Below are 13,367 nucleotides of genomic sequence, written 5' to 3' on the forward strand. Positions count from 1 at the left end.
GCAATCGGCTGGAAAATAGATTAGCCACGGATATAAGTCTTCCAGGCTAGCCATAATTTTCGAATTGGCGTCAGTGAAATACGCTGGTTAAGTACGTGATAACCATCGTGCTCAATCTCATTTAACAAGGCGCGATAGATCGCCGCCATCATCAGCCCCGGGCGTTGGGCACGGCGATCCTCTTTCGGCAATAGAGCGAATGCCTCGTCATACATTTGTTGTGCACGAGCGACTTGAAAACGCATCAACTTTTCAAAGTTTTCACTATGACGTGCGTTCAGGATATCAGCAGCGGTGACGCCGAATTGCTGTAATTCATTGACGGGTAAATAAATACGACCCTTGCGACCATCTTCGCCCACGTCACGAATGATGTTGGTGAGCTGAAACGCCAGACCTAGTTTTTCTGCAAATTGCAGCGTCTGCGGCTGCGTAACGCCAAAAATGCTTGCTGACAAAATGCCGACTACGCTGGCAACGTGCCAGCAATATTGTTTTAAGGCGGGAAAATCCAGATAGCGCGTCTGATTCAAATCCATTTCCATGCCATCGACAATCGCTTGCAAGTGCTGGCCATCAAGCTGATAAGTCTTTAGGTGGGGTTGCAGCGCTTTGGTGACCGGGTGGGTTGGATCGCCGTTCAGCATCGCGGCAATTTCCTTGCGCCACCACATCAACTTGGTTCTCGCCACTACCTCGTCGGTGCAATCGTCGACCGTATCGTCGACTTCACGACAGAACGCGTAGAGGGCGGTGATTGCGCGTCGCCGCTCTGCTGGTAAGAACAGAAAGCTGTAGTAAAAACTTGATCCGCTCTGGGCGGCTTTTTGCTGGCAGTAGTCGTCAGGAGACATGAAGGATCTTTGTAGTCTTGTTGTGTTTTGTATTACGGCAATCGGGTTGATGTGATGCCGAATCAGGTAAGCACGCTATGCTAGCCGAGTGTGCTGAGCAGGACAAATCATGGTTGTAAAAAAGCCGATAATCTTCCCCGCTTTAACCTGGGCAAATGACGGCAATGTTAGTGCATTCGAATTGCGTGCCATCCTAACATCAGCCAATCGGTCTTTCTCAGCTTTGGTCTATGTCGAAAAATATCGTAATCTACGCGCTCGATGCTTTCCAGAATCCGCAGGCCGCCTTGCACCACAAGCCGCAATTCCCAGCCGATTCTTCCTGGTAGACGCAAAGCCAATGGCGCTGCGTCTAGCATCATTTTGCGGGCGCGTTGGATTTCGAATTGCATCAAATTACGCCAATGTTGATCGCTATCGGCATTGGCGATGTGTGCTTCGCTGACGCCGAAGCGCTGCAAGTCTTCTAACGGTAAATAAATGCGTTGCTTATCCCAGTCAATAGCGACATCTTGCCAGAAGTTAATGAGCTGTAACGCGGAGCAGATAGCATCGGAATCACGCAGGTTTTCTGGGGTGGCTGCGCCATATAAGTGCAGCATCAGGCAGCCGACCGGATTTGCCGAACGTCTGCAATAATCCAGCAGGTCTTCAAAATTGGTGTAGCGTGTGGTAACGACGTCTTGTTTAAATGCGGATAACAGGGCTCGAAATGGTGTTATCGGCAGCGCGTATTGCGTAACGACTACGTGTAGTGCCTGAAATAAAGCGCTTTCGGCAGGTTTTTGTTGCTCAATCCTATCGAGCGCTGCCTGGTAGTCGCTTAATGCGGCGATACGCTCTTCTGCGTTAGCGTCGCCTTCGTCAGCAATATCGTCAGCGCTACGGGCAAATGCATAAATTGCTTGAACCGCTGGCCGTAAGCGTGCCGGCATTAACCATGAGGCTACCGGGAAGTTTTCGTAATGATTAATCGGCATAAGAGGCTGGCATAAGCGGACATAAGAGCTGGCAAAATTGCGGTTAAGGCGACCGCCCCGAATAGTAAAGGAAAACCTGCTGCCGGAGAGAAATTCGCGCCAATTTACCGCCGCGATAGCTCGGTTCTTTGAGCAGATATGCGTAATTTGCGGTGACGATGGATATGTTTTAGTGCCCTTTAAAGTGAAAATATGGCGACGAAATGTGCGCGCAAATGGTTATGCATACAAAATATCGGGTTGATCTTATAATTAAGTAGCGTTTTGGATTGCTATTTGATAGAATCCTGCCTCTTGAAGCGGATATGGCGAAATTGGTAGACGCACTAGATTTAGGTTCTAGCGTTGAAAGACGTGGGGGTTCAAGTCCCTCTATCCGCACCAAGTACTAAAAGTAGTAAAAATAATCGCTGCACTCTAGTTGAGATTGCGCGATGTCAAAATGGCCCTCTAATGAGGGTTTTTTTGTGTCCGCTACATTTGTGAGCGCATTTTTTCCGTAATAACTTTCTGCTAGCTGCCGACTCTGGGCGATCTCTGCTTGCCGATTCTGAATATGCCCATATATACCGGACTAAAGTAGTGCAAAAGAACGCGTTCTATTCGGCTTTATGGGGTTTAATATGATTTTTCGCCGATGTGAAATGTGTATTTCTTTAAGGGACAACATGCGCAAAATTTCGTTAAACGCAGCACTAGGCGGCGCTTTAGTCGGCATCTGTTTGATGAGCAGTGCATATGCCGGATCTGAGCAAGTGGGCGAGGTTAGTACAGCGTTTCGTTTGCTTGGCCATAACGACCGGGTCGTAGTTGAAGCCTACGACGATCCCAGGGTACAGGGCGTTACTTGTTACGTCTCGCGTGCGCGTACCGGTGGCGTGAAAGGTACTGTTGGTTTAGCGGAAGACCGGGCTGAGGCTTCAATTGCTTGCCGCCAGGTCGCGACAAATTTGCGCTTTCCTGATAAGTTACCTTTGCAGGAGGACGTGTTTACTGAACGGATGTCGCTATTGTTTAAACGTTTGCATATCGTCCGTATAGTCGATCCCAAGCGTAATACATTGATCTATTTGACGTACTCGGATAAATTGATCGACGGCAATCCTCAAAACAGCATTACCGCAGTGCCCGTGCCGACGACTACATTGATACCGGTAAAGTAGGCTTTTTATTGCTTCGGGGCGGATTACGGCAGGATCTCACCGTCATCGTGAGCGGTTTTGGCGCAACCAACTGTTTTACGTATAGAATATCGGACTTTAGGGTGCCGGGGACAGCGTATGAATGGCAACATTTAGCCGCTTAATTGATAAAAAACGTTAGTTCTTTGATGTTTTTAATTATTTGAGTCACTCTGGTTACACATATAAAACACAGAATTTTTAATTTTTGGACGATTCACATGGCAACTGCAGTCGAAACTCTGAACAAACTTGAACGCCGCCTCACCATTACTATTCCAATGGTTGAAGTGCAAACTGAAGTTGAAAAGCGCCTAAAAGTGCGTGCCCGTACCGCTAAGGCACCGGGTTTCCGTCCTGGTAAAGTGCCAATGAAAATGGTCGCTGCGCAGTATGGTTTTCAAGTGGAAAATGAAGTTCTGAACGATAAAGTCGGCCGCGCATTCAATGATGCTGCGAACGAAAATAATTTGCGCGTTGCTGGCTTTCCAAACATCGAGCCTAAGACCAGCGAAGGTACACCTGAAGGTGTGGTCGCATTCGAAGCAACTTTCGAAGTTTATCCTGAAGTCAAAATTGGTGACTTAAGCTCGGTTGAAGTCGAAAAGACTAAAGCCGAAGTAAGCGACGCTGAAATCGACAAAACCATCAATATTCTCCGTAAACAACGTGTGCATTACCACGTTAAGGGCGAGCAAGGCGAACACGGCGACGGTGGCAGTGATCTTGCCGCACAAAACGAGAACCGCGTAACCATCGATTTCGTTGGCAAAATTGACGGCGTTGAATTTGCAGGCGGCAAGGCTGAAGATTACGCTTTCGTACTAGGTGAAGGTCGTATGTTGCCTGAGTTCGAAGCTGCTACTGTCGGTCTGAAAGTTGGCGAAGCAAAGACTTTTGAATTGTCTTTCCCTGCCGACTATCACGGCAAGGACGTCGCTGGAAAAACTGCAGAATTTACTATCACACTGAAAAAGCTGGAATGGGCGCACTTGCCTGAAGTGGATACGGATTTCGCCAAATCGCTGGGTATGGAAGACGGCGATCTGACAAAAATGCGAGCAGACATTAAGCTCAATCTAGAGCGCGAAGTCGGTGCACGTGTCAAAGCGAAGAACAAAGACAGCGTGATGGATGCGTTGATCAAGGTTAGCGAATTAGACGTACCGAAAGCGTTGATTGATCAAGACGTACAACGTCTGGTCGAAATGACCCGTCAGGATATGGCGCAGCGCGGTATGGATGTTAAGAGCATGCCTTTCCCTCCAGAACTGTTCACTGCCCAAGCCGAGCGTCGTGTTCGTCTGGGATTGATCCTGGCCGATGTCGTCAAAGAAAACAAATTGCAAGCTAGCGCTGAGCAAGTCAAAGCGCAAGTTGAAGATTTCGCACAAAGCTACGAAGATCCAAAAGAAGTTCTGAAATATTATTTTAGCGATCGTAGCCGTCTGGCTGAAGTCGAAGCACTTGTTTTGGAAGAAAACGTCGTTAACTACGTCCTGAGCAAATCGAAAGTGACTGAAAAATTGGTCCCGTTTGATGAACTAATGGCTAACAACGGTCAACAAGCGTAATTAATTGTCGTCAGCTGAATATGGCTGACTAAGCCCGATTTGCGAGGCCTGCTCAGGATTTGCGTGCAATAGATACAAGTTGCTTAGCAGAATTTGAGCAGGCATCAAATACGCTCCAATAAGGAAAAATATGACAGGCTTTCATCGTAATTCGGCGCTAGATACTGACATGCTCGGCATGGTGCCTATCGTGGTTGAGCAAAGCGGTCGCGGCGAGCGTTCATATGATATTTATTCGCGTCTGCTGCGTGAACGGGTAATTTTTCTGGTCGGTCCGGTTAATGATCAGACTGCAAATCTTATCGTCGCACAATTGCTTTTCCTTGAAAGTGAAAATCCGGAAAAGGATATTTCGCTTTACATCAATTCCCCTGGCGGTTCAGTTTCGGCCGGTATGGCGATTTTTGACACGATGCAATTTATTAAGCCGGATGTATCAACTTTATGCACGGGCATGGCCGCATCAATGGGCGCATTCCTGCTAGCAGCTGGTGCCAAAGGCAAGCGATTCTCGTTACCGAATTCGCGCATCATGATTCATCAGCCATTGGGCGGTGCGCAGGGACAAGCTTCCGATATTGAGATTCAAGCGCGAGAAATCTTGTATCTGCGTGAACGTTTGAACGGTATTCTGGCGGAAAAAACCGGTAGAAGTATCGAGCAGATCGGCAAAGATACAGACCGTGATAATTTCATGTCATCAGATGCTGCCGTTGAATATGGCTTGATTGATAAGGTTCTTACGACGCGCGCCTGATAAGTCGGGTGTGACACAAACGCCCGAATCTACACAGGTCGGGCGTTTTTCATTTTTGATGTTACATTTTTCATTCTTTAGCGGAAAAATGTGACGTCGCTGTCATTTAAATTGTTCGGTGCCGTGACGAGTTGGTGTTTCGCAGGTAATATCAATTTAAAGCCATGTGGCCGCTTATGTAGACTGCTCCAGTCTTAGCTCGAAATCCTTTACTGACGCTTACTCAAACATTGCCCTATGTCCGATAAAAAAACTTCCAGCGGCGAAAAACTGCTCTATTGTTCCTTCTGCGGGAAAAGCCAGCACGAGGTAAAAAAACTCATCGCGGGTCCTTCGGTTTTCGTCTGCGACGAGTGTATCGATCTCTGTAATGACATCATTCGTGACGAAGCGTCAAGCGTCGAAACGTTGGATGGACAGAAATCGGAGCTACCGATTCCTCAGGAAATTTGCGAATTGCTTGATCAGTATGTAATTGGTCAGGAAACGGCTAAGCGGATTTTAGCCGTAGCCGTATACAACCATTACAAGCGCCTGAAGCATTTGGGTAAAAAAGATGACATCGAACTGGCGAAGAGCAATATTCTGCTAGTAGGACCGACCGGATCTGGTAAAACGCTATTGGCGCAAACCTTGGCGCGTACCTTGAATGTGCCGTTCGTGATCGCGGATGCAACTACCCTTACTGAAGCTGGTTATGTTGGTGAGGACGTTGAAAATATTATTCAAAAATTGCTGCAAAATTGCAATTATGAAGTCGAAAAAGCGCAAAAAGGTATCGTCTATATCGATGAAATCGATAAGATCACGCGCAAGTCCGACAATCCATCGATTACGCGTGACGTTTCCGGTGAGGGCGTGCAGCAGGCTCTGCTGAAGCTAATCGAGGGAACTATGGCTTCGGTGCCACCACAGGGCGGCCGTAAGCATCCGAATCAAGATTTCGTTCAGGTTGATACGACGAATATCTTATTTATTTGCGGTGGCGCGTTTGACGGTCTGACAAAAATTATTTCCGAGCGCTCAGAGAAAAGTGGTATTGGATTCTCAGCGAGCGTAAAGAGTCAAACTCAACGTATTTCTAGCGAAGTATTGCTGGATGCCGAACCAGAAGACTTAACGCGTTTTGGTTTGATTCCGGAATTGGTCGGACGTCTGCCGGTGATTGCGACCTTGACTGAGCTTAATGAGGCGGCTTTGATTCAGATTCTTGTCGAGCCAAAAAATGCCCTGATTAAGCAATATGCAAAGTTATTACAAATGGAAGGCGCTGAACTTGATATTCGGCCAGCTGCTCTACAGGCTATTGCCAAGAAAGCATTAGCACGCAAAACCGGCGCTCGTGGTTTGCGCTCGATTCTTGAGCATGCTTTGCTAGATGTTATGTATGAGTTGCCAAGCCATAAAAATGTTTCAAAAGTCGTAATAGACGAAAACAGCATTACCCACGGGGTAAAGCCATTAATGATTTATCATGAGCAACCAAAAGTTTCAGGCGCAAAATCTTGAAATTGTAAAAAATGGTAAAAAAGCGGCTAAAAAACCCGCTTTTTAGGCAAAAGAAGTACAATTTCTGAAATAAAAAAAATCGGCTTCAATCGTAAAGCCACCCGAAGGTAACTTCGCGTGTGGCTTTTTTGTTGCCCACGCAAAATGTAAGTGAGGATTTTTTTGTTGCAACTAGGGCTTGTGTTTAGGCTACTCGTGCCAACATCAATAATAAGATTTTTTGATAGGGCTCGCCATGACAACTTCTACATTTACTGAACAAACCCGGTTGCCACTATTGCCGTTACGGGATGTGGTGGTATTTCCGCATATGGTGATTCCTCTGTTCGTCGGTCGTCCAAAATCGATCAAGGCTCTTGAGGCCGCAATGGAACAAGGTAAGAGCATCATGTTGGCCGCTCAAAAGGCCGCTGCCAAAGATGAGCCATCGGCTGACGACATTTATGAGATTGGTTGCGTCGCTAACATTCTCCAAATGTTAAAACTTCCTGACGGTACCGTGAAGGTATTGGTGGAAGGCGCACAACGCGCAAGAATTCATCACATCAGCGAGTTGGATACGCATTTTGTGGCTGACTTGACACCGGTTGAATCCGAATCCGGTGACGAAGCAGAGGTGGAGGCGATGCGTCGCGCCATCGTTCAACAGTTTGATCAATACGTCAAACTCAACAAGAAAATTCCACCAGAAATATTGACTTCGCTGGCGGGCATCGATGATGCTGGTCGTCTGGCCGATACTATCGCTGCGCATTTGCCGCTTAAGCTTGAGCAAAAGCAGGTCATTCTGGAAATCTTCAATGTCGGTAAGCGCTACGAGCACCTGTTAGGGCAGCTTGAGGGTGAGCTAGATATTCTTCAAGTTGAAAAGCGTATCCGTGGCCGTGTCAAACGCCAAATGGAAAAATCGCAACGTGAGTACTATCTGAATGAGCAAGTTAAAGCGATTCAGAAAGAGCTGGGCGAAGGCGAAGAGGGCGCGGATCTAGAGGAACTGGAAAAGAAAATCCTTTCCGCAAAGATGCCAAAAGAAGCGCTGGAAAAGGCGCAAAGCGAACTCAAGAAACTGAAATTAATGTCCCCAATGTCTGCCGAGGCGACAGTGGTGCGTAACTATATCGATACGCTGGTAGGTTTGCCATGGAAGAAAAAATCCAAGGTAAATAACGAGCTGGGTAACGCCGAAAAAGTGCTCGAAGGTGATCACTACGGTTTGGATAAGGTTAAAGAGCGTATTCTGGAATACCTCGCCGTCCAACAACGTGTCGACAAACTGAAAGCCCCGATTCTATGTTTCGTCGGGCCACCGGGCGTAGGTAAAACTTCGCTTGGTCAATCGATTGCACGTGCCACAAATCGTAAATTCGTGCGTATGGCATTAGGCGGTGTACGGGATGAGGCTGAGATTCGCGGCCATCGTCGTACTTACATCGGCTCAATGCCAGGTAAGATTTTGCAAAGTCTAGCGAAGGTTGGTGTCCGTAATCCCTTGTTCCTGCTTGATGAAATTGACAAGTTAGGGATGGATTTCCGCGGCGATCCTTCTTCGGCGTTACTTGAGGTGCTTGATCCGGAGCAGAATCATACGTTCTCCGATCATTACATCGAAGTTGATTTCGATTTGTCGGATGTCATGTTTGTGGCGACGTCGAACTCTTTCAATATACCGCCAGCGTTGCTGGATCGGATGGAAGTAATTCGTTTGTCCGGCTATACAGAGGATGAGAAAGCCAATATTGCACTGCGTTATTTGCTGCCTAAGCAGATCAAGAATAACGGCTTGAAGGTGGATGAAATTAGTGTCGCCGACAGTGCTATTCGCGACATCATTCGTTATTACACACGGGAAGCTGGCGTGCGGTCGCTAGAGCGTGAAATCTCTAAAATTTGCCGCAAGGTGGTGAAGTTGCTTCTGTTGAAAAAACAGGAGAAAAAAGTCGCCATCACCTCCAAAAATATCGATAAATTTTTGGGTGTTCGTCGCTTTGATTTCGGCGTTGCTGAAAAAGAAAATCAAGTTGGCCAAGTGGTCGGACTTGCTTGGACTGAAGTCGGTGGCGAACTGCTTACTATCGAAGCCGTAGCGATGCAAGGCAAGGGCGCAATCATCCGGACCGGTACGCTCGGTGATGTGATGAAAGAGTCGATAGAAGCGGCGCGCACGGTGATGCGTAGTCGTGCTAAGAAACTTGGTATCAAGAACGAAGCTTTTGAGAAGACTGACATTCATATTCACGTGCCGGAAGGTGCAACGCCGAAAGACGGTCCTTCGGCGGGGATTGGAATGGCAACCGCTCTGGTATCGATCTTTACAGGGATTCCGGTGCGGGCCGACGTGGCAATGACGGGTGAAATTACGTTACGCGGGGAAGTATTGCCGATTGGTGGCTTGAAAGAGAAGCTATTGGCAGCGCATCGCGGTGGGATCAAGACGGTATTGATTCCAGAGCAAAACGTCAAGGATCTTGCTGATATCCCTGATAACGTAAAAAATAAGCTTGAAATTGTACCTGTGCGTTGGTTCGATAAAGTCTTGGAAATTGCGCTGGAACGGCAACCTGTTCCTCTCACCGACGAAGAAGCAGTCGTCGATGCGGCAGCGGTCGCTAAGTCTGGTGAAAAAACGGATACGACAGTCGTTAAGCACTAAGTAAGTAAACCTATCGCATGTTTAGTGCGATAGGCAGCAAAACGAAATAGTGCTTTGAGTATTGTGTTGATATTTGATTGCTTGAAGTATCTGAAAAAAAGCGCCTGAAAGGGCGTTTTTTTTATCTGAAAAAATCTGCCCACTAACGTTATTTTTGGAAATGATACTTTTGGTTAAATCCATTTAAGATCAGGGCAAACCGCTTGACACCCCGCTTTACCGCTTGTTTAATGAGGTCGATAGATTTGTTCTACGTTCTTCGCCGTGATTTTTTGTAGATAGTCCGCGCGAGAAAACTATCCAAAATTTCATTTTTCAGGGAGCTTGAAGTGAACAAAACTGAACTGGTCGAGCATATTGCCAAATCGGCAGATATTTCCAAAGTGGCCTCATCACGGGCTTTAGATGCATTGATTGGTGCCGTTAAAACTACTTTGCATAAGAACGGTACTGTCACCTTAGTTGGGTTCGGTACTTTTTCGGTAGGTAAGCGCGCCGCACGTACTGGTCGTAATCCGCGTACGGGTGAGGCAATTAAAATCGATGCCGCCAAAGTTCCTAAATTTAAGCCTGGCAAAGCGCTGAAAGATGCTGTAAACTAATTGTCTTTGGCGTGGTGACAAACGTCAATTGTTTGACTAGCTTAGCCCTCTGTTTTAAATCACATTTGGTTTAGATATGAACTGTAGGGTGCTTAGCTCAGTTGGTAGAGCGGCGCCCTTACAAGGCGTAGGTCGGGAGTTCGAGCCTCTCAGCACCCACCAGATAGTCAAACAAATATAGTTGCGATTAAATTTGAAAAAATTTTTGCAATACGTAGTTTTAGGAGTGGTAGTTCAGCTGGTTAGAATACCGGCCTGTCACGCCGGGGGTCGCGGGTTCGAGTCCCGTCCACTCCGCCAGAATTAAAAAGGCGAACGAAAGTTCGCCTTTTTTCATATCTGCTAGTGATTTTAGCAATTTGTCTTTGATTGGCTGCCATGTTCGAGTTTATTCGCTCCCATCAACGTTTGATGCAGTTTCTGCTTCTATTGTTGATCATTCCTTCTTTCGCTCTTGTTGGTCTACAGAGCTATACCAGCTTTGGTGACAGTGCCAATACCGTCGCGAAAGTCGCTGGTCAGTCGATTACGCAACAAGAACTGGACGCGGCCCAGCGCCAGCAAATGGATCGCATGCGACAAATGTTCGGCGCACAATTCGACGCCAAAATGTTTGACACGCCAGCGGCCAAGCAAGGCGTTTTGGAGAATCTAATTGCGCAACGCGCACAATTAGCAGCAGTGACGCGTGAGCATCTCATGGTGTCAGACTTAACGCTACAGCAAACGTTACTTGGTATTCCAGAGTTGCAAGGTACGGACGGCAAGTTCGACAATGAAAAATACCGCGGCTTACTCGCCGCGCAAGGTACAGTGCCAAAAGTGTATGAAGCTGGCCTGCGTCAGGACCTGGCATTGCAGCAATTGACCGGTGCAATTCAAGCTACTGCATTCGTGCCTAAATCGCTGGCTTTGCGTTTCTCAAATATCAATGATCAAGAGCGCGATATTCAGGAATTGGTATTCAAAACCAGCGCCTACGCATCACAGGTAAAAGTCACCGATGAGATGCTGAAAGACTATTACACCAAAAATAGTCAGCAATTCCAAATCCCTGAGCAAGTTAAAGCAGAATATGTCGTGCTGGATAGCGCGGCAGTAGCAGCGCAGATCAAAGTTAGCGATGCAGATGTTAAATCTTATTACGAACAGAACTTGAAGCGTTACTCAACACCTGAGCAACGTCGCGCAAGCCATATTTTGATTACGGTTAACAAGGATGCTACCGCTGCGGATAAAGCTACAGCTAAAGCAAAGGCCGAGAGTTTGCTCGTACAAGTACGTAAAGATCCAACTGAATTTGCGAAGTTGGCGAAAGAAAATTCTCAAGATACAGCTTCAGCAGAACATGGCGGCGATTTGGGTTATTTCGGCGAAGGCATGATGGTCAAACCATTTTCCGATGCTGCGTTGAAACTCAAGCAAGGTGAGATCAGCGATGTGGTTGAGTCGGATTTCGGTTATCACATCATTCAATTGACGGGTATCAAGCCAGAAGAAGTCAAGCCATTGGCGCAAGTCAAGGATGACATCGCTGCCGAAATTCAAAAACAGTTGGCCGCGAAAAAATTCGCAGAGATGGCTGAGTTGTTTAGCGATACTGTGTATGAACAGGCAAATAGTCTGCAACCCGTAGCTGATAAGTTGAAATTGTCTATTCAAACAGTTGCGAATCTGGGGCGTCATCCAAATCCTGGCGTTGCACCGACCGTAGCCTATAATAATGAAAAATTCCTTACGGCGATATTCGCAGATGGCGCAATAAAGAATAAGCGCAACACTGCAGCAATTGAAGTCGCACCAAATATTTTAGTTGCCGGGCATGTTATTAGCTACAAGCCGGTGACGACTCAGGCATTTGAAGATGTCAAAGAAATTGTGCGAGCGAAGGTTACGCAATCCGCAGAAGCTGAGTTAGCGCAAAAGACTGGCGTTTCTAAATTGGCCGAATTAAAGGCAAAAGATGATACTGCTGATTTTGGTGCTGTGAAAACAGTTTCGCGTGTCAACCATCAGGGGATTGCACCGAATGTATTTGAAGCGGTGATGAAGGCTGATACCAGCAAGTTGCCTGCGTATGTTGGCGTTGCGCTGCCAGAACAAGGTTATGCTATTTATCGTATCGGTAAAGTTGCTCAGCCAGCGACAGTGGATCAAGCGCGTAGACAGTCAGAGCAACAGCAGATTACATCTGCATTAGCGCAGCAGGAAATGAGTGCTTATGTTGAGGTTCTGAAGCAGAAGGCCACGGTAAAAATACTAAAACCAATTGTTGCCAGCGCCGCGCCGGATGACAATTCTGCATCAAAGTAAAATAGCTCTAGCGAAAAAAATGCCACTGCAAAGTGGCATTTTTTTTTGATCTGAGCCCAAGCTGAGCCCAAGTTTAACTCTAAATCTGAAGTTCTGATATTTGCATCGAGTGATTTATCGTGAGCATAAGCAATTGAATTTATTGCCTTAATCTTGGTACGCAATGACTTCGATTTCGCTCTTTTTACCTTAATTAGAATGAATATTAGTTCTTGATTAAGGGTTGTAATTTCTGCCATACATTATTTAACATGGTCGGATGTGCTTCTGCTATCGGATGAATGCGGTCGGCTTGAAATAACGCCGACTTATTGGCAATGTCCTCCAACAGAAAAGGCACTAAAGCGACTTTAGTCTGTTGTGCAACGGTCGAATATAAGCCGAAAAATTTCTCTGTATAGTCACGACCATAGTTAGGTGGAATACGCATGCCGACAAGTAGTACCTTGGCGTGTGCTTTTTGTGCGGCCGCGATCATCGTGCGCAGATTGGATTCTGTCGCTTTTAGTTGAAGCCCGCGCAGCGCATCATTTGCCCCGAGTTCGATGATGACAATATTGGGGCGCTGTTTTAAAAGGGCCGGTAGTCGCGTGTTGCCGCCACTAGTCGTTTCGCCGCTGATACTGGCATTTGTGACGGTGATATCGCTATGTTGTGTCTGCAGCCGTTGCTGAAGTAGTGCCACCCAGCCAGTGCCGCGGGCCAGTCCATATTCCGCTGATAGGCTATCGCCCAACACCAGAATGGATTTTGATGCAGAATGAGCGCTGGTTGAAGACAACGTACCAAAGGCCGCGAGTACACTAATCAAGCTGGTCAGCAAAACATTGCGGCGCGAGATGCGGTTGATTTTTCCTGACCGATTTGCTGTGAGCGATGGCTGCTCGCGCCAACGCCGAATAATATTTCCACATTTTCTACTGATAATCCGCATGCCGCTATCCTCT

General features: G+C 47.0%; 10 protein-coding genes and 3 tRNA genes. 10 read left to right on the plus strand and 3 right to left on the minus strand.

Annotated elements, in window-relative coordinates:
* Window positions 1–20 precede the first annotated feature (20 nt).
* Window positions 21–854 carry a presqualene diphosphate synthase HpnD gene (gene hpnD, locus C7W93_RS00665; protein ID WP_108438302.1) on the minus strand — a complete coding sequence of 278 codons (834 nt, stop codon included), beginning with the start codon at window positions 852–854 and terminating at the stop codon, window positions 21–23.
* A 167-nt stretch (window positions 855–1,021) separates the two neighbouring features.
* Entirely contained in the window at window positions 1,022–1,834 is an 813-nt protein-coding gene (hpnC, locus tag C7W93_RS00670) for a squalene synthase HpnC (RefSeq protein ID WP_108438303.1), read from the minus strand.
* A gap of 299 nt (window positions 1,835–2,133) precedes the next feature.
* Between hpnC and C7W93_RS00675 the strand changes: the two genes are divergently transcribed.
* From C7W93_RS00675 to C7W93_RS00720, 10 genes are all read left to right on the plus strand, one after another.
* Window positions 2,134–2,218 (plus strand) — tRNA-Leu (locus C7W93_RS00675).
* A 284-nt stretch (window positions 2,219–2,502) separates the two neighbouring features.
* Entirely contained in the window at window positions 2,503–2,997 is a 495-nt protein-coding gene (locus C7W93_RS00680; RefSeq protein ID WP_201747127.1) for a CreA family protein, read from the plus strand.
* A gap of 239 nt (window positions 2,998–3,236) precedes the next feature.
* Window positions 3,237–4,589, plus strand: a complete 1,353-nt coding sequence (gene tig, locus C7W93_RS00685; protein WP_108438304.1) for a trigger factor — start codon at window positions 3,237–3,239, stop codon at window positions 4,587–4,589.
* Window positions 4,590–4,719: 130 nt separating this feature from the next.
* Complete coding sequence (clpP, locus tag C7W93_RS00690; protein WP_108438305.1) at window positions 4,720–5,346, plus strand: ATP-dependent Clp endopeptidase proteolytic subunit ClpP; 627 nt, start codon at window positions 4,720–4,722, stop codon at window positions 5,344–5,346.
* Window positions 5,347–5,583: 237 nt separating this feature from the next.
* Window positions 5,584–6,855: an ATP-dependent Clp protease ATP-binding subunit ClpX gene (gene clpX, locus C7W93_RS00695; RefSeq protein WP_108438306.1), complete on the plus strand. Its 1,272-nt coding sequence runs from the start codon at window positions 5,584–5,586 to the stop codon at window positions 6,853–6,855.
* A 235-nt stretch (window positions 6,856–7,090) separates the two neighbouring features.
* Entirely contained in the window at window positions 7,091–9,505 is a 2,415-nt protein-coding gene (gene lon, locus C7W93_RS00700) for an endopeptidase La (RefSeq protein WP_108438307.1), read from the plus strand.
* A gap of 305 nt (window positions 9,506–9,810) precedes the next feature.
* Window positions 9,811–10,107 carry an HU family DNA-binding protein gene (locus C7W93_RS00705; RefSeq protein WP_370446434.1) on the plus strand — a complete coding sequence of 99 codons (297 nt, stop codon included), beginning with the start codon at window positions 9,811–9,813 and terminating at the stop codon, window positions 10,105–10,107.
* Window positions 10,108–10,193: 86 nt separating this feature from the next.
* Window positions 10,194–10,269: transfer RNA gene (locus C7W93_RS00710), tRNA-Val, on the plus strand.
* A gap of 61 nt (window positions 10,270–10,330) precedes the next feature.
* Window positions 10,331–10,407, plus strand: a tRNA-Asp gene (locus C7W93_RS00715).
* 78 nt (window positions 10,408–10,485) lie between these two features.
* A complete protein-coding gene (locus C7W93_RS00720) occupies window positions 10,486–12,420 on the plus strand; it encodes a SurA N-terminal domain-containing protein (RefSeq protein ID WP_108438309.1) in 1,935 nt (644 codons plus the stop codon).
* Between the two features lie 205 nt (window positions 12,421–12,625).
* Here C7W93_RS00720 and C7W93_RS00725 read toward each other — a convergent pair whose 3' ends face one another.
* Complete coding sequence (locus tag C7W93_RS00725; RefSeq protein ID WP_108438310.1) at window positions 12,626–13,354, minus strand: arylesterase; 729 nt, start codon at window positions 13,352–13,354, stop codon at window positions 12,626–12,628.
* Window positions 13,355–13,367: the final 13 nt, after the last annotated feature.

The sequence above is a fragment of the Glaciimonas sp. PCH181 genome, from assembly GCF_003056055.1.
GTDB lineage: Bacteria > Pseudomonadota > Gammaproteobacteria > Burkholderiales > Burkholderiaceae_D > Glaciimonas.

Excerpts from the sequence above, each read along its gene's own strand:
- hpnC (WP_108438303.1), bottom strand. The coding sequence starts at position 1,834 with ATGCCGATTAATCATTACGAAAACTTCCCGGTAGCCTCATGGTTAATG.
- clpP (WP_108438305.1), top strand. The coding sequence starts at position 4,720 with ATGACAGGCTTTCATCGTAATTCGGCGCTAGATACTGACATGCTCGGC.
- hpnD (WP_108438302.1), bottom strand. The coding sequence starts at position 854 with ATGTCTCCTGACGACTACTGCCAGCAAAAAGCCGCCCAGAGCGGATCA.
- C7W93_RS00680 (WP_201747127.1), top strand. The coding sequence starts at position 2,503 with ATGCGCAAAATTTCGTTAAACGCAGCACTAGGCGGCGCTTTAGTCGGC.
- C7W93_RS00720 (WP_108438309.1), top strand. The coding sequence starts at position 10,486 with ATGTTCGAGTTTATTCGCTCCCATCAACGTTTGATGCAGTTTCTGCTT.
- clpX (WP_108438306.1), top strand. The coding sequence starts at position 5,584 with ATGTCCGATAAAAAAACTTCCAGCGGCGAAAAACTGCTCTATTGTTCC.
- lon (WP_108438307.1), top strand. The coding sequence starts at position 7,091 with ATGACAACTTCTACATTTACTGAACAAACCCGGTTGCCACTATTGCCG.
- C7W93_RS00725 (WP_108438310.1), bottom strand. The coding sequence starts at position 13,354 with ATGCGGATTATCAGTAGAAAATGTGGAAATATTATTCGGCGTTGGCGC.
- tig (WP_108438304.1), top strand. The coding sequence starts at position 3,237 with ATGGCAACTGCAGTCGAAACTCTGAACAAACTTGAACGCCGCCTCACC.